Source organism: Pseudomonas lyxosi (genome assembly GCF_047758685.1).
GTDB lineage: Bacteria > Pseudomonadota > Gammaproteobacteria > Pseudomonadales > Pseudomonadaceae > Aquipseudomonas > Aquipseudomonas lyxosi.
In genome coordinates this window covers 168,232-184,941 of sequence record NZ_CP180481.1, presented here as the reverse complement: position 1 = coordinate 184,941, position 16,710 = coordinate 168,232, and the positions used below count along the sequence as shown (strand labels likewise).

Below are 16,710 nucleotides of genomic sequence, written 5' to 3'. Positions count from 1 at the left end.
CACGGCTTCATGGATTACTGCTTGCGGGTAATGAACGCGCGAATACGTTCGGCGGCTTCCACGCACTCCGCCAGTGGAGCGACCAGCGCCATCCGTACCCGACCGGCACCCGGGTTGACGCCATCCACTTCACGGGACAGGTAAGAACCCGGCACCACCGTCACATGCTCTTCAGCAAACAGATCCCGGCAGAACGCCTCATCATCACCTTCAACATTCGGCCACAAGTAAAAACCGCCATCCGGGCGCTGCACATCCATCACCGGGCTGAGGATTTCCAACACCGCATCGTATTTCTCGCGATACAGCGCACGGTTGGCGCGCACGTGCACTTCGTCATTCCACGCGGCAACGCTGGCCAGTTGGGTCTGAACCGGCATCGCGCAGCCGTGGTAGGTGCGATACAGCAAGAAGCCTTTGAGAATGTCAGCATCACCGGCCACAAAACCCGAGCGCAGGCCCGGCAGGTTGGAACGCTTGGACAGGCTATGAAACACCACACAACGCTTGAAGTCTTTGCGGCCCAGTTCCACGCAGGCGCTGAGCAGGCCGGCGGGCGGGGTTTGTTCGTCGAAGTACAGTTCGCTGTAGCACTCGTCGGCGGCGATCACGAAGTCGTATTCGTCGGCCAGGGCGATCAGCTTTTTCAGGGTTTCGACCGGGATCAGTGCGCCGGTCGGGTTGCCCGGCGAGCACAGGAACAGGATCTGGCAGCGTTTCCAGATGTCCGGCGACACCGCATCAAAGTCCGGGTTGAAGCCGTTTTCATCCAGGCATGGCAGGTAGTGTGGCTTGGCGCCGGCGAGAAATGCTGCGCCTTCATAGATTTGATAGAACGGATTCGGGCTGACCACCAGTGCATCGTCGCCACGGTTGACCACGGTCTGGGTGAACGCGAACAGCGCTTCACGAGTGCCGTTGACCGGCAGCACATTGCGCGCCGGGTCGAGCCAGCCGTTCGGAACGCTGAAACGACGTTCGCACCACGCGGCGATGGCTTCACGCAGGGCCGGAATTCCGAGGGTGGTCGGGTACACGGCCATCTTATCCAGATTGCTTGCCAAGGCTTCGGCGACAAAGCTTGGCGAACGGTGTTTCGGCTCGCCAATGGACAGCGCGATGGCACGCTTGTTCGGGTTTGGCGTGACGCTGCCGAGCAGGGCGCGGAGCTTCTCGAACGGGTAGGGCTGCAACTGGTTCAGAGCGTTGTTCATCGGTACGGGGTCTCGTTCAAAGCGGCTGAATCCTGACGCGCAATCAGATGCTGATGCGCGACAGTTTGATATCGGGTTCGTTACTGACGGTCAGCTGTTCGACGATTGCATCCTGCAAGCGGGTGCACAGCAATGGGTCGGACAACGGCTGGTTGTTCGCGTCGGTGATGAAGAACACGTCTTCCACGCGCTCGCCGAGGGTGGCGATCTTGGCGTTCTGTAGCGATAAGTCGAACTCCAGGAAGATCGTGCCGATGCGTGCGAGCAGGCCTGGGCGGTCGGGGGCGCTGAGTTCCAGTACCGTCACTGGACGCTGGGCGTCGTTGTGGATCGTCACCTGTGGCGCAAACGCGAAATGCTTGAGCTGGCGCGGTACCCGACGCTGAATGATGGTCGGGTAGTCGTCCGGGTTGCGCAGGGCCTCGGTCAGGCCTTCGCGAATCTGTTTGACCCGCGCCGGGTTATCACCGATCGAGTCGCCGTCGGTGTCGAGCACGATGTAGGTGTCGAGGGTGAACTGGCTGCTGGAGGTGATGACCCGGGCGTCGTGAATGTTCAGGTTGAGCTGGTCCATCGCGGCCACGGTCACGGCGAAGAAGTCGTGCTGATCCGGCGCGTAGATAAAGATCTGCGTGCCGCCTTCGAACTCGCGCTGGGTGGTTTCCTTGATCAGCACCAGCGGCCCGCCGTCGGCCGGCTGCTGGAGGATCGCGTCACTGTGCCAGGCCACGTCGCCGGCGGTGTGACGCAGGAAGTAGTCATCGCCCAATTGCGCCCACAGCTGCTCGACGTCGTCTGGATCGGTGCCGCCGCGCACCAGAATGTCCAGGGCAGCGCTCTGGGTCTGGCGGATCTGTTCTTCGCGATCGACTGGATTTTCCAGGCCGCGGCGCAAGGCACGCTTGGTCTCGGTGTAGAGCTGGCGCAACAGACTTGCGCGCCAGGAGTTCCACAGCGTCGGGTTGGTGGCATTGATGTCGGCGACGGTCAACACGTACAGATAATCGAGGTGGGTTTCGTCGCCGACGATCTGCGCGAAATCGTGGATGACCTGCGGGTCGGACAAGTCCTTGCGCTGGGCGGTGGTCGACATCACCAAATGGTTCTGCACCAGCCAGACGATCAGGCGGCTGTCCCACACCGGCAACTGATGGCGCTGGCAAAAGGCTTCGGCATCCACGGCGCCGATTTCCGAGTGATCGCCATGCCGGCCCTTGCCAATGTCGTGGTACAGGCCGGCCAGGTAGATCAGCTCGGGTTTGGGCAGTTTGCCCATGAGCTTGCTGGCCAGCGGGAATTTTTCCGACACCTGGGTGTACTGCAACTTACGCAGATGTTTGATCAGGTTCAGGGTGTGGGCGTCGACCGTATAGATGTGAAACAGGTCGTGCTGCATCTGCCCCACGATGAAGCCGAACTCCGGCAAGTAGCGCCCGAGGATGCCGTAACGGTTCATCCGTCGCAGGTTGCGATGAATGCCGATCTTGCACTTGAACAGCTCGATAAACAGGCTGGTGTTGCGGATGTCGTTGCGGAAATCGTCGTCGATCAGGTGACGGTTTTCCCGCAGCAGACGAATGGTGTCGGCGCGCACGCCTTTGATTTCCGGCTGCTGGGCCATGAGTACGAAGATTTCCAGCATGGCGAACGGTGTACGGCGGAACACGTTGTCGTTACGCGCCTCGATGTAACCGTCGTGCAGCTGGAACCGCGAGTTGATCGGCTGCGGCGGCGCTTCGTCTTCCGGCGCGAGGATGACTTCCTCGAAGTGCTGGATGATCAGGTCGCTGAGCTGGGCAATGCTCATGACCACCCGGTAATACTGTTGCATGAAGTTTTCGATGGCTTGCTTGGCGTCATCGCCTTTGAAGCCCAGCAGCCCGGCAATGGTGCGCTGGTGGTCAAACAGCAAGCGGTCTTCGGAACGGCCGGCGAGCATGTGCAGGGCGTAACGAACCTTCCACAGAAATTCCTGGGAGGAGGCCAGCAGGGCGTTTTCGCTCTCGACCAGGAAGCCTTCGCCGGCCAGGGCCCGCAGGTTCAGGGTGCCGTATTCACGACGGGCCACCCACAGAATCGTCTGAATATCCCGCAGGCCGCCGGGCGAGCCTTTGACGTTGGGTTCCAGGTTGTATTCGGTGTCGTTGTATTTGTGGTGACGGGCCTTCTGCTCGGCGCGTTTGGCCAGGAAGAAGTCCTTGCTCGGCCACATGTGCGCAGTGCTGGTGACGTCCAGCATGCGCTGGCGCAAGCGCTCGGGGCCGCAGATGGTACGGCTTTCCATCAGGTTGGTGACGACCGTTAGGTCGGCGCGGGCCTCCTGGACGCACTCGTCCACGGAGCGAACGCTCTGACCGACTTCAAGGCCGATGTCCCACAGCAGCGTCAGAAAACGCTCGATGGAATCTCGGAAAACTTCGTGATCGGCGCTGTCCAGCAAGATCAGCAAATCGATGTCGGAATAAGGGTGCAACTCGCCACGACCGTAGCCGCCGACCGCGACCAGCGCGATGTCGGCGTCTTCGCTCCAGTTGAACTGCTCCCAGGCCTTTTGCAGGATGTTGTCGACGAACCAGGCGCGATCCTCGATCAACCGGCGAATGTCGCGGCCGCTGCGAAAGCGCTCGTCGAGCACCTCGCGGGCCTGGCGAATCGCCTTCTTGAAGGCCGCGATCGGGCTTGCCTTCAGAGCCAGTTCAGCCTGGAACTGGCCACGGTCGAAGAGTTCGGGATCCACCTGCGGCATCGATTGGCTTTCCTGTCTATAAGGCTGAGGAGTTGCGCGCCCGGATCAGGCCGAAACGCGCGGGATGGTGTCGTCGGCGCGCAGGGTGAAGATCTCGTAACCGGTTTCGGTTACCAGCAGGGTGTGTTCCCACTGTGCCGACAGCTTGCGGTCCTTGGTGATCGCGGTCCAGCCGTCGCCCAACACCTTGGTGTCGGCCTTGCCCTGGTTGATCATCGGCTCGATGGTGAACGTCATGCCGGCTTTCAGTTCCATGCCGGTGCCGGCGCGGCCGTAGTGCAGGATCTGCGGCTCTTCATGGAACACCTTGCCGATGCCGTGACCGCAGAATTCGCGAACCACGGAAAAACCGTTCTTTTCCGCGTGCTTCTGGATCACTTCACCGATGTCGCCCAGACGGCAGCCGGGTTTGACGATTTCGATGGCCTTGTACATGCATTCCTGAGTCACTTGCGACAGACGCTCGGCCCAGACCGGCACGGTGCCGACGTGGAACATGCGGCTGGTGTCGCCGTGGTAGCCGTCCTTGATGACGGTGACGTCGATGTTCAGCGTATCGCCATCCTTCAATGGCTTCTCGTTCGGAATGCCGTGGCAGACCACGTGGTTGATCGAGGTGCAGATCGACTTCGGGAAGCCCTTGTAGTTGAGCGGGGCAGGGATGGCTTTCTGCTCGTTGACGATGTAGTCGTGGCAGATGCGGTCCAGTTCTTCAGTGGTAATGCCCGGCTTGACATGTTCGGCAATCATTTCCAGCACATCGGCGGCCAGTTTGCCGGCGATGCGCATTTTTGCGATGTCCTCTGGGGTTTTGAGGGTGACGGTCATACAGGCTCTCTCTGCGCTCGATGGCGCCTTCTAAAACGGGATGGGCGTTGCGCGGTCGATCTTCGCGGCCCTGAAAAACGCGATTCTAACAGACGAGCAGCGCAAATCTGAGCCTCTGTGCATCGCTTCTCCTTATAGAATGGCGCATTCTTGGAGGATTCCAAGGGGCGGAACCAAGGCGTGCACCAGGATTTAACAATCCGGGTTCCGTTTTTTTCAGCCTTGTGATATAAAATGCGCCGCTTTCCGGGGATCCCCTGAAAAGCCTAAATCCACACACGTGTCGACACGATGACCTGGGTGCCTTCAGCTGATGCTGCTGGTTGGTCATTGGGATACGTGGAGGCCAAACCCGACTTATTAAGGAACTATCATGTCCCAAGTCAACATGCGCGATATGCTGAAGGCCGGTGTGCACTTCGGTCACCAGACCCGTTACTGGAACCCGAAAATGGGTAAGTACATTTTCGGCGCGCGTAACAAGATCCACATCATCAACCTTGAAAAAACCCTGCCAATGTTCAACGAAGCTCTGACTTTCGTAGAGCGTCTGGCCCAGGGCAAAAACAAGATTCTGTTCGTCGGCACCAAGCGTTCCGCTGGCAAGATCGTTGCTGAAGAAGCAGCACGTTGCGGTTCGCCGTACGTCGATCACCGCTGGTTGGGCGGCATGCTGACCAACTTCAAAACCATCCGTGCTTCCATCAAGCGTCTGCGTGACCTTGAAGTGCAAGCCGAAGACGGTACTTTCGCCAAGCTGACCAAGAAAGAAGCGCTGATGCGCACTCGCGATCTTGAGAAGCTCGATCGTTCCCTGGGTGGTATCAAGGACATGGGCGGTCTGCCAGACGCTCTGTTCGTTATCGACGTTGATCACGAGCGCATCGCGATCACCGAAGCCAACAAACTGGGCATCCCGGTTATCGGCGTAGTCGATACCAACAGCAGCCCGGAAGGCGTTGACTACATCATCCCAGGCAACGATGACGCAATCCGCGCTATCCAGCTGTACATGGGTTCGATGGCTGACGCAGTAATCCGCGGTCGCAACCACGTTGCTGGCGGCACCGAGCAGTTCGTTGAAGAAGCTCCGGTAGCAGCAGCTGAGTAATTGACGCCTTGGCGTTGACTCAGTAAGCAAAAAGGGGGCTTGGCCCCCTTTTTGCCACCTCGAAAACCGTTTGTCGGCAGCGCAGTTACAGCCTTTGTAACCTGCAGCAGCCAGCAAGGGTGGTTCGGGAAGAATTGATCGCCCGTTCGATCGGGTGGAATGGTTGAAAACCTATCCAAGAGGAATTTTGAAATGGCAGAGATTACTGCAGCGTTGGTCAAAGAACTGCGCGAGCGTACTGGCGAAGGCATGATGGACTGCAAAAAGGCCTTGACCAAGGCTGGCGGCGACATCGAGAAAGCCATTGATGATATGCGTGCTTCGGGCGCCATCAAGGCTGCCAAGAAAGCTGGCAACGTTGCCGCTGAAGGCGCGATCGCTTTGAAAGAAGACGGTAAGTCCGCCGTTCTGCTGGAAGTGAACTCGCAGACCGACTTCCTGGCTTTGCAGGATGACTTCAAGGCATTTGTCGCTTCGAGCGTTGAAAAAGCGTTCGCTGACAAGCTGACTGACGTTGCTCCGCTGATCGCAGCTCAAGAAGCCGATCGCCTGGTTCTGGTCGGCAAGGTTGGCGAAAACGTCAACATCCGTCGCCTGGCTCGCGTTGAAGGTGACGTTGTTGGTGGTTACCTGCACGGCAACAAGATCGGTGTTGTGGTTGCCCTTAAAGGCGGAAGCGTTGAGCTGGCCAAGGACATCGCCATGCACGTAGCGGCGACCAACCCTGAATTCCTGCTGCCATCGGAAGTTTCCGCTGAAGCGGTCGAGCGCGAGAAAGGCGTGTTCCTGACCCTCAACGCTGACAAGATCGCCGGCAAGCCGGAAAACATTGTTGAAAACATGGTCAAAGGCCGTATCAGCAAGTTCCTGGCTGAAGCGAGCCTGGTTGAGCAGGCGTTCGTCAAGAACCCTGAAATCAAGGTTGGCGAACTGGCCAAGAAAGCCGGTGCTGAAATCGTTTCCTTCACCTACTTCAAAGTAGGCGACGGCATCGAGAAGCCGGTCGACAACTTCGCTGAAGAAGTTGCTGCCCAGCTGGCTGCCGCCAAGCAATAAGACGGTTTTTAACTGTCGCCCTGAAGAGGCTGCCCGCTCACGCGCGCAGCCTCTTTTCAGATGGGGCACCAATTTTTAATTGGTTTCCTTTTGGAACTGGCTTACAAAGCCATGTTCCGATGGCGCTGAAGCAGCGCCAAGTTAGAGTGAACGCCAGCTGTAAACAGCTCGCAAAGAATTTTTAAAATACGCCGCAGGAGAGATTCGCAATGGCTCAGCAGGGCAGTGGTTATCAGGCTCGCTATAAACGCATTCTACTCAAGCTTAGCGGCGAGGCCCTGATGGGCTCGGAAGAGTTCGGGATCGATCCGAAAGTTCTGGATCGCATGGCGCTGGAAGTCGGCCAACTGGTCGGCATCGGTGTTCAGGTCGGTCTGGTGATCGGCGGCGGCAACCTGTTCCGCGGTGCAGCGCTGAGCGCGGCCGGCATGGATCGGGTTACCGGCGACCACATGGGCATGCTGGCCACTGTGATGAACGCCTTGGCCATGCGCGATGCGCTGGAACGTGCCAATATCTCGGCCATCGTGATGTCGGCCATTTCCATGGTTGGCGTAACCGATCACTATGATCGCCGCAAAGCCATGCGCCACTTGAACGCCAAGGAAGTCGTGATTTTCGCGGCCGGTACCGGCAATCCGTTCTTCACCACGGATTCGGCAGCGTGCTTGCGTGCAATCGAAATCGATGCCGATGTCGTGCTCAAGGCGACCAAGGTCGATGGCGTCTACACCGCTGACCCATTCAAAGACCCGCATGCCGAGAAGTTCGATCATCTGACTTACGATGAAGTGCTGGATCGCAAGCTGGGCGTAATGGATCTGACCGCTATTTGCCTGTGCCGCGACCACAAGATGCCGTTGCGCGTATTTAACATGAACAAGCCCGGCGCCCTGCTGAATATCGTGCATGGCGGCGCTGAAGGGACCCTGATCGAGGAAGGCCAACAATGATCAACGAAATCAAGAAAGACGCTCAAGAGCGCATGAAAAAATCCGTCGAGTCGCTGCTGCACAACTTCGGCCGTATTCGTACCGGCCAGGCGCACCCGAGCATCCTTGAAGGCGTGATGGTGCCGTATTACGGTTCCGACACCCCGATCAAGCAAGTGGCGAACATCACCGTCAAAGACGCCCGTACCCTGCAAGTCGTTGCCTTTGAGCGCAACATGCTGGGTGCCGTCGACAAAGCCATCGGTAGCGCGGGTCTGAACCTCAACCCGACCAACCTGGGTGAATTGCTGCTGATCTCCATGCCGGCCCTGACCGAAGAAACCCGTAAGGGCTTCACCAAGCAGGCTCGCGATGTCGCTGAAGATGCCCGTGTTGCCGTGCGCAACATCCGTCGCGATGCCAACAGCTCGCTGAAGGATCTGGTCAAGGAAAAAGAAATCAGCGAAGACGAAGAGCGTCGCGCCACTGGCGAGATCGACGATTTGACCAAGAAGTACGTGGCTGAAATCGACGCGAATCTGGCGCAGAAAGAAAAAGACCTGATGGCCGTATAAGGGTCGCGTTTTCATGGAAAAGACCAAGCAGACTGCGCCGTCCGCGGTGCCGCGCCATGTCGCGATCATCATGGATGGTAATAATCGCTGGGCGAAAAAGCGCTTTATGCCGGGTGTCGCCGGTCATAAAGCGGGCGTGGACGCGGTTCGTGCGGTGATCGAGGTGTGTGCTGAGGCCGGGGTCGAAGTATTGACCCTGTTCGCCTTTTCCAGCGAGAACTGGCAGCGCCCGGCCGATGAGGTCAGTGCCTTGATGGATCTGTTCTTCAAGGCATTGCGTCGCGAGGCCAAGCGCCTGAACGAAAACAACATCAGTTTGCGCATCATTGGCGACCGTTCGCGCTTTCATCCAGAGCTTCAGGCTGCCATGCGTGAAGCTGAGGCAATGACGGCGGGCACCAATCGCTTCGTTCTGCAGATCGCTGCCAACTATGGCGGACAGTGGGATATCGCGCAGGCCGCACAGCGTCTGGCTCGGGAAGTTCAGGCCGGGCACCTGCGTCCGGAAGACATTACTCCGGAACTGCTGCAAACCTGTCTGGCTACTGGCGATTTGCCGTTGCCGGACTTGTGCATCCGTACCGGTGGCGAGCACCGCATCAGTAACTTCCTGCTGTGGCAACTGGCTTACGCCGAGTTGTACTTCTCCGACCTGTTCTGGCCGGACTTCAAACACGATGCCATGCGTACCGCGCTGGCCGATTTTGCTTCTCGGCAGCGCCGCTTCGGTAAAACGAGCGAGCAGGTCGAGGCTGGAGCCCGGGTTTAATGCTTAAACAACGAATCATCACCGCGCTGATCCTGCTGCCGATTGCCCTGTGCGGGTTTTTCCTGCTCGAAGGCACCGGTTTTGCGCTGTTCATCGGGCTGGTCGTGACCCTCGGTGCATGGGAGTGGGCTCGCCTGGCAGGCTTCACTGAGCAGCCGATTCGCATTGCCTATGCCGCTGTGGTCGCGTTGATGCTGTTTGTCATGCATATCGTGCCTGGGCTCGCGCCTTGGGTATTGGGCGCTTCGGTGCTTTGGTGGGGCGTTGCAACCTATCTGGTGCTGACGTATCCGCGCTCCAGCGAACTCTGGTCCAGCGCTGCCTGCAAGCTGGTGATCGGTCTGCTGATCCTGCTGCCTGCCTGGCAAGGACTGGTTCAGATCAAGCAGGAGCCTTTGGGCAACTGGCTGATCATGGCGGTGATGGTGCTGGTCTGGGGCGCTGATATCGGTGCTTACTTCTCTGGCCGGGCCTTTGGCAAGCGCAAGCTGGCGCCACAGGTCAGTCCCGGCAAAAGCTGGGAGGGCGTCTACGGCGGCCTTGCGGCGAGTCTGTTCATTACTGTCATTGTCGGTCTGGTTCGAGACTGGACGGTGGCGCAGCTGTTCAAAGGTCTGATTGGTGCAGCCATCATCGTGTTTATCTCGGTGGTAGGTGACCTGACTGAAAGCATGTTCAAGCGTCAGTCCGGGATCAAGGACAGCAGTAATCTGCTGCCGGGTCACGGCGGCGTGCTGGACCGTATCGACAGCCTGACTGCAGCGATTCCAGTGTTTGCCGTGCTGCTGTGGATGGCGGCGCCGTGAGCCGCCCGCAGCAGATTACCGTCCTGGGGGCGACCGGATCGATTGGTCTGAGCACGCTTGACGTCATCGCTCGCCATCCCGAGCGTTATCAGGTTTTCGCCTTGAGCGGTTTCACCCGTCTGAGCGAGCTGTTGGCGCTGTGCGTTCGCCATACGCCGCGGTTCGCCGTGGTGCCTGAGGCGGGTGCTGCCCGAGGCTTGCAGGACGACCTGCGCGCTGCAGGCCTGCCGACCCGCGTGTTGGTGGGTGAGGAGGGCCTGTGTCAGGTTGCTTCCGATCCTGAGGTCGATGCGGTCATGGCGGCCATCGTTGGCGCTGCGGGCTTGCGACCGACTCTGGCGGCGGTCGAAGCCGGCAAGAAAATCCTCCTGGCCAACAAAGAAGCACTGGTGATGTCCGGTGCTCTGTTCATGCAGGCGGTGCGCAAGAGTGGTTCGGTGTTGCTGCCGATCGACAGCGAGCACAACGCGATTTTCCAGTGCATGCCACAGGATTTCGCTCGTGGACTGAGTGCCGTCGGGGTGCGTCGGATTTTACTCACGGCCTCTGGCGGTCCGTTCCGACAGACCCCTATGGCTGAACTGGTGCATGTTTCCCCTGAGCAAGCGTGTGCCCACCCGAACTGGTCCATGGGGCGCAAGATTTCGGTGGATTCGGCCAGCATGATGAACAAGGGGCTGGAGCTGATCGAAGCCTGCTGGCTGTTTGATGCCAAGCCGTCCCAGGTCGAAGTGGTGATTCATCCTCAAAGCGTGATTCATTCGCTGGTCGATTACATCGACGGTTCGGTATTGGCCCAGTTAGGTAACCCTGACATGCGCACGCCGATCGCCAACGCGCTGGCCTGGCCGGAGCGGATCGATTCGGGTGTTGCGCCGCTGGACCTGTTTGCAATTGCGCGGCTGGACTTCCAGGCGCCTGATGAAGAGCGATTCCCGTGTCTGCGTCTTGCGCGTCAGGCAGCCGAATCCGGCAATAGCGCGCCGGCCATGCTTAATGCGGCGAATGAAGTGGCGGTCGCGGCCTTTCTCGACGGGCGGGTTCGCTACCCGGAAATCGCGAGTATCATCGAAGAAGTGTTGAATCTCGAGCCCGTGGTTGCGGTTGACGATCTCGAGGCAGTGTTCACGGCCGACGCGAAAGCGCGAGTACTGGCCGAACAATGGTTGAGTCGTCACGGGCGGTAAGTGCTGCAATACGTTGACCCATGCGGCACTGGACAGGATTGCGGAGAAAGTAGATGAGCGCGCTCTATATGATTGTCGGCACCCTGGTGGCTTTGGGTGTGCTGGTCACCTTCCACGAATTCGGCCATTTTTGGGTCGCACGTCGCTGTGGGGTCAAAGTGCTGCGTTTCTCCGTAGGCTTCGGTATGCCGTTGCTGCGCTGGCACGACAAGAAAGGCACTGAGTTCGTCGTCGCCGCGATCCCGCTGGGCGGTTACGTGAAAATGCTCGACGAGCGCGAAGGCGAAGTGCCGGCCGATCAGCTTGATCAATCCTTCAATCGCAAATCCGTCCGCCAGCGTATCGCTATCGTATCGGCGGGTCCGATTGCCAACTTTTTACTGGCGATGTTTTTTTTCTGGGTGCTCGCCATGCTCGGCAGCGAGCAAGTGCGCCCGGTCATTGGTGCAGTCGAATCCGGCAGTATCGCCGCCAAGGCTGGTTTGAGCGCGGGCCAGGAAATCATTGCCATCGATGGAGAGCCAACTTCCGGCTGGGCCGCAGTGAACCTGCAGTTGGTCCGTCGTCTTGGGGAGAGCGGTTCCCTGCAGTTGCTGGTCCGTGATCAGGGTTCCACAGTGGATTCGCCCCGTGAGCTGATGCTGGATAAATGGCTCAAGGGTGCCGATGAGCCAGATCCGATTCGTTCGCTGGGTTTACGTCCTTGGCGTCCGGCGCTGCCACCGGTCCTGGCCGAACTTGACCCGAAAGGCCCGGCACAGGCTGCTGGCCTGAAGACCGGTGACCGACTGTTGGCTCTGGACGGCAAGTCGCTTGATGACTGGCAGCAGGTGGTGGACACGGTCCGTATGCACCCTGATACCAAAATCATGCTGCGCGTCGAGCGTGATGGTGCTCAAATCGACGTCCCTGTGACGCTGGCCGCTCGCGGCGAGAAGAAGGCGCCCAGTGGTTATCTGGGGGCTGGGGTGAAGGCAGTTGATTGGCCGCCAGAGATGATTCGCGAAGTGAGTTATGGTCCTGTGGCAGCGATTGGGGAGGGGGCTCGACGCACTTGGACCATGAGCGTACTGACCCTCGATTCGCTCAAGAAAATGTTGTTCGGTGAGCTCTCGGTAAAAAACTTGAGTGGACCGATAACCATTGCTAAAGTGGCGGGCGCTTCTGCCCAGTCGGGTGTCGCTGATTTCCTGAATTTCCTTGCTTATCTGAGTATTAGCTTGGGGGTTCTGAATTTGTTACCCATTCCTGTACTGGATGGGGGACATTTGTTGTTTTATCTGATCGAGTGGGCGCGTGGTCGCCCCTTGTCGGATCGGGTGCAGGGTTGGGGGATACAGATCGGTATCAGTTTGGTGATCGGGGTGATGTTGCTTGCTCTTGTCAATGATCTGGGTCGACTGTAACGCTTCGCTGAATTGCGAATCTGCCGCATTTTGCGGCAGTTTGTTTATTGCCAGTTGGAATAAGAAAGGACTTCATGAAACGTCTGCTGCTAACTGCGGTTCTCACCGTATTGATGATCGCCGAAGTTCACGCCGAGTCCTTCACTATCTCTGATATTCGCGTCAATGGCCTCCAGCGGGTCTCCGCGGGTAGCGTCTTTGGTGCTTTGCCGTTGAACGTCGGTGAACAGGCGGATGATCGTCGCCTGGTGGAATCCACTCGTGCGTTGTTCAAAACCGGTTTCTTTCAAGATATCCAGCTGGGCCGCGATGGCAACGTCCTGGTCATCACGGTAGTCGAGCGCCCGTCGGTCGCCAGTATCGAGATCGAGGGTAACAAGGCGATCTCCACTGAAGACCTGATGAAAGGCCTCAAACAATCCGGTCTGGCCGAAGGCGAGATCTTCCAGCGCGCCACCCTCGAAGGTGTGCGTAACGAGCTGCAGCGCCAATACGTCGCTCAGGGTCGCTACTCGGCCACCGTCGACACCGAAGTGGTACCGCAGCCGCGTAACCGCGTTGCGTTGAAGGTCAATATCAACGAAGGCACCGTTGCTGCTATCCAGCACATCAACGTGGTGGGTAACACCGTCTTCCCTGATGAAGACCTGATCGACCTGTTTGAACTCAAGACCACCAACTGGCTGTCGTTCTTCAAGAACGATGACAAGTATGCTCGTGAAAAACTTTCCGGTGACCTGGAGCGTCTGCGCTCCTACTACCTGGACCGTGGCTATATCAACATGGATATCGCTTCGACCCAGGTGTCTATCACCCCGGACAAGAAGCACGTCTATATCACCGTCAACGTCAATGAAGGCGAGAAGTACACCGTCCGTGACGTCAAGCTGAGCGGCGACCTGAAAGTCCCTGAAGACCAGGTCAAGTCTCTGCTGCTGGTCCAGAAGGGCCAGGTGTTCTCGCGCAAGTTGATGACCACCACGTCCGAACTGATCACCCGCCGTCTGGGTAACGAGGGTTACACCTTCGCCAACGTCAACGGCGTGCCTCAGCCTCACGATGAAGACCACACCGTCGATATCACGTTCGCCGTCGATCCGGGCAAGCGTGCTTACGTGAACCGCATCAACTTCCGTGGCAACACCAAGTCCGAAGACGAAGTGCTGCGCCGTGAAATGCGTCAGATGGAAGGCGGCTGGGCTTCGACTTACCTGATCGACCAATCCAAGACTCGTCTTGAACGTCTGGGCTTCTTCAAGGAAGTCAACGTCGAAACGCCGGCCGTGCCGGGCGTCGACGACCAGGTAGACGTGAACTACAGCGTTGAAGAGCAGGCCTCCGGTTCGATTACCGCCAGCGTCGGTTTCGCCCAGAGCGCCGGTCTGATCCTCGGTGGTTCGATCACCCAGAACAACTTCCTGGGTACGGGTAACAAAGTCAGCATCGGCTTGACCCGCAGTCAATATCAGAGCCGCTATAACTTCGGTTATGTCGACCCGTACTGGACTGCTGATGGCGTGAGCCTGGGTTACAACGCGTTCTATCGCACCACTGACTACAAAGACCTCGACGTCGACGTAGCCAGCTATGCCGTGGACAGCCTGGGTGCAGGCGTTAGCGTCGGTTATCCGATCAGCGAGACTTCGCGTCTGACCTTCGGCCTGACCGCGCAACAAGACAAGATCAAGACCGGTCAATACACCGTTGACGAGATCTTCGACTTCGTTAACAGGGAAGGCGACAGCTACCTGAACTTCAAGGCCTCGGCCGGCTGGTCCGAATCCACCCTGAACAAAGGCGTATTGGCGACCCGTGGTCATTCCCAGAGCCTGACACTGGAAACCACCACGCCTGGCAGCGACCTGTCGTTCTTCAAGCTTGATTACCGTGGCCAGTTGTTCCAGCCATTGTCTGAAAACTACACCATGCGCCTGCACACGGAACTGGGCTATGGCGATGGTTATGGTTCTACCGATGGCTTGCCGTTCTATGAAAACTACTATGCTGGTGGTTTCAACTCGGTTCGTGGCTTCAAGGACAGCACCCTCGGTCCTCGCAGTACCCCAAGTCGCGGTGCGGCTGTGACGGGTAACACCGGCACGCTCGCCGACCCGGACCAGGATCCGCTGCCGTTCGGTGGTAACGTTTTGATCCAGGGTGGTGTCGAGGTGTTGTTCCCGCTGCCATTCGTCAAGGATCAGCGTTCCCTGCGTACTTCGGTATTCTGGGATGTGGGTAACGTATTCGACTCCAAGTGCGAAAAAACGACGAACGCGAATGTCGGTTCGACTGCTCAAACAGCGTGTAACGACATCAGCCTGAGCAACATGGCCAGTTCCGTCGGTGTAGGCGTGACCTGGGTTACCGCACTGGGTCCTCTGAGCTTCGCGTTGGCCATGCCGGTCAAGAAACCGGATGACGCTGAGACTCAAGTGTTCCAATTCTCCCTCGGCCAGACGTTCTAAGCGTCTGACCCAAGATAACGACAATGGATTTTGTAGGAGTGCATCGTGCGTAAGTTGACTCAATTGGTTCTCCTGGCGACCGTACTGGTAGCAGGTCCGGCTTTTGCCGACATGAAAATCGCCGTTCTGAACTATCAGATGGCTCTGCTGGAATCCGACGCGGCCAAGAAGTACGCCGTTGATGCCGAGAAAAAGTTCGGCCCACAGCTGAGCAAACTCAAGACTCTGGAAAGCAGTGCCAAAGGCATCCAGGACCGTCTGATGGCCGGCGGCGACAAGATGCAGCAAGGTGAGCGTGAACGCCTGGAACTCGAGTTCAAGCAAAAGGCCCGTGACTTCCAGTTCCAGTCCAAGGAACTGAACGAAGCCAAAGCCGTTGCCGACCGTGAAATGCTGAAGCAGCTCAAGCCGAAACTGGACAGCGCTGTGGAAGAAGTCATCAAGAAAGGTGCTTTTGACCTGGTCTTCGAGCGTGGCGCAGTGATTGATGTCAAACCTCAGTACGACATCACTCGCCAGGTTATCGAGCGCATGAATCAGCTGAAGTAACCATGACAGCGACTATAAAGCTCGGCCAATTGGCCGAGTTCCTCGGCGCCACACTGCGTGGCGACCCGGAGAAAGAAATTACTGGGCTAGCCACTTTGCAAGAGGCTGGCCCAGCTCAGTTGAGCTTTCTCGCAAACCCCCAATACCGTAAATACCTGGCGGACAGCCGGGCCGCAGCCCTGTTGCTGAAGGCCGCTGACGCTGAAGGTTTTGCAGGTAATGCGCTGGTGGTGCCTGATCCGTATCTGGCCTACGCACGTATTTCCCATCTGTTCGATCCCAAGCCAAAGGCGGCTGCCGGTATCCATCCGACAGCGGTTGTGGCAGCGGATGCAGTGGTCGATCCGGCGGCGAGCATTGGTGCTTTTGCGGTGATCGAAAGCTGCGCGCGTATTGCTGCGGGCGTGACCGTTGGCGCGCACTGCTTCATCGGTGCACGCTGCGAGATTGGCGAGGGCGGTTGGCTGGCCCCGCGAGTCACGCTGTACCACGATGTTCGCATCGGTAAACGGGTGGTGATTCAATCGGGTGCCGTGCTCGGTGGCGAAGGTTTCGGTTTTGCCAACGAGAAAGGTGTCTGGCAGAAAATCGCCCAGATCGGTGGTGTGCTGGTCGGTGACGATGTGGAAATTGGCGTGAATACCGCTATCGATCGCGGTGCACTGGCCGATACCGTTCTGGGTAACGGGGTGAAACTCGACAACCAGATTCAGATCGCCCACAACGTCCAGGTCGGTGATCACACCGCCATGGCCGCGTGCGTGGGGATCTCCGGCAGCACCAAAATCGGCAAGCATTGCATGCTCGCCGGTGGCGTAGGGCTGGTGGGGCATATCGAAATTTGCGACAACGTTTTCATCACCGGGATGACCATGGTGACCCACTCGATTACCGAAAAGGGTTCCTATTCTTCCGGTACAGCCATGCAACCGGCAGCCGAATGGCGCAAAAGCGCGGCCCGTATCCGTCAGCTCGATGACATCGCGCGGCGGTTGCGACAGCTGGAAAAGCGTGTAGGGGAAGTGACCCCTGACGGTAATGCTTCATCAGATGGCTGATACCATTT

The 16,710-nt window shown here is 58.3% G+C and carries 14 protein-coding genes; 11 read left to right on the top strand and 3 right to left on the bottom strand.

The genetic code is table 11. From position 1 onward, the window contains the following. Positions 1-14: 14 nt before the first annotated feature. Genes dapC through map form a run of 3 tightly spaced genes read right to left on the bottom strand, consistent with a single transcriptional unit; the run spans position 15 to position 4,788 of the window. Positions 15-1,214 (bottom strand): succinyldiaminopimelate transaminase, encoded by a 1,200-nt coding sequence (dapC, locus tag ACMXYI_RS00895; protein WP_415771123.1) that lies wholly within the window; start codon positions 1,212-1,214, stop codon positions 15-17. A gap of 43 nt (positions 1,215-1,257) precedes the next feature. Then, positions 1,258-3,960, bottom strand: a complete 2,703-nt coding sequence (locus tag ACMXYI_RS00890) for a [protein-PII] uridylyltransferase (protein WP_415771121.1) — start codon at positions 3,958-3,960, stop codon at positions 1,258-1,260. 45 nt (positions 3,961-4,005) lie between these two features. Beyond that, the gene (gene map, locus ACMXYI_RS00885) at positions 4,006-4,788 is read right to left on the bottom strand and encodes a type I methionyl aminopeptidase (RefSeq protein ID WP_008146676.1); all 783 of its coding nucleotides are present in this window, start codon (positions 4,786-4,788) and stop codon (positions 4,006-4,008) included. Between the two features lie 373 nt (positions 4,789-5,161). On the opposite strand from map, the gene rpsB reads away from it, so the two are divergent. The 11 genes from rpsB (at position 5,162) to lpxD (ending at position 16,702) form a co-directional block, all read left to right on the top strand. Continuing rightward, positions 5,162-5,899, top strand: coding sequence for a 30S ribosomal protein S2 (gene rpsB / locus ACMXYI_RS00880; RefSeq protein WP_003219330.1), 738 nt, complete (start codon positions 5,162-5,164; stop codon positions 5,897-5,899). A gap of 192 nt (positions 5,900-6,091) precedes the next feature. Continuing rightward, positions 6,092-6,955 (top strand): translation elongation factor Ts, encoded by an 864-nt coding sequence (gene tsf, locus ACMXYI_RS00875; RefSeq protein ID WP_033056302.1) that lies wholly within the window; start codon positions 6,092-6,094, stop codon positions 6,953-6,955. Between the two features lie 209 nt (positions 6,956-7,164). Beyond that, the gene (gene pyrH, locus ACMXYI_RS00870; RefSeq protein ID WP_003172271.1) at positions 7,165-7,908 is read left to right on the top strand and encodes a UMP kinase; all 744 of its coding nucleotides are present in this window, start codon (positions 7,165-7,167) and stop codon (positions 7,906-7,908) included. Continuing rightward, complete coding sequence (gene frr, locus ACMXYI_RS00865) at positions 7,905-8,462, top strand: ribosome recycling factor (RefSeq protein ID WP_208669802.1); 558 nt, start codon at positions 7,905-7,907, stop codon at positions 8,460-8,462. The genes pyrH and frr overlap by 4 nt, the downstream gene beginning before the upstream one ends. Before the next feature lie 13 nt (positions 8,463-8,475). After that, complete coding sequence (gene uppS / locus ACMXYI_RS00860) at positions 8,476-9,231, top strand: polyprenyl diphosphate synthase (RefSeq protein WP_033056297.1); 756 nt, start codon at positions 8,476-8,478, stop codon at positions 9,229-9,231. Next, a complete protein-coding gene (locus tag ACMXYI_RS00855; protein ID WP_415771118.1) occupies positions 9,231-10,037 on the top strand; it encodes a phosphatidate cytidylyltransferase in 807 nt (268 codons plus the stop codon). Before uppS ends, ACMXYI_RS00855 begins: the two co-directional genes overlap by 1 nt. Beyond that, positions 10,034-11,224, top strand: a complete 1,191-nt coding sequence (gene ispC, locus ACMXYI_RS00850; protein ID WP_129441621.1) for a 1-deoxy-D-xylulose-5-phosphate reductoisomerase — start codon at positions 10,034-10,036, stop codon at positions 11,222-11,224. The genes ACMXYI_RS00855 and ispC overlap by 4 nt, the downstream gene beginning before the upstream one ends. A 53-nt stretch (positions 11,225-11,277) precedes the next feature. After that, positions 11,278-12,630, top strand: a complete 1,353-nt coding sequence (rseP, locus tag ACMXYI_RS00845) for a sigma E protease regulator RseP (protein WP_415771116.1) — start codon at positions 11,278-11,280, stop codon at positions 12,628-12,630. A gap of 74 nt (positions 12,631-12,704) precedes the next feature. Next, the gene (bamA, locus tag ACMXYI_RS00840; protein ID WP_415771114.1) at positions 12,705-15,095 is read left to right on the top strand and encodes an outer membrane protein assembly factor BamA; all 2,391 of its coding nucleotides are present in this window, start codon (positions 12,705-12,707) and stop codon (positions 15,093-15,095) included. Positions 15,096-15,140: 45 nt separating this feature from the next. After that, positions 15,141-15,644, top strand: coding sequence for an OmpH family outer membrane protein (locus ACMXYI_RS00835; protein ID WP_010462812.1), 504 nt, complete (start codon positions 15,141-15,143; stop codon positions 15,642-15,644). Between the two features lie 2 nt (positions 15,645-15,646). After that, complete coding sequence (gene lpxD / locus ACMXYI_RS00830) at positions 15,647-16,702, top strand: UDP-3-O-(3-hydroxymyristoyl)glucosamine N-acyltransferase (protein ID WP_223433361.1); 1,056 nt, start codon at positions 15,647-15,649, stop codon at positions 16,700-16,702. The last annotated feature ends 8 nt before the right edge of the window (positions 16,703-16,710 follow it).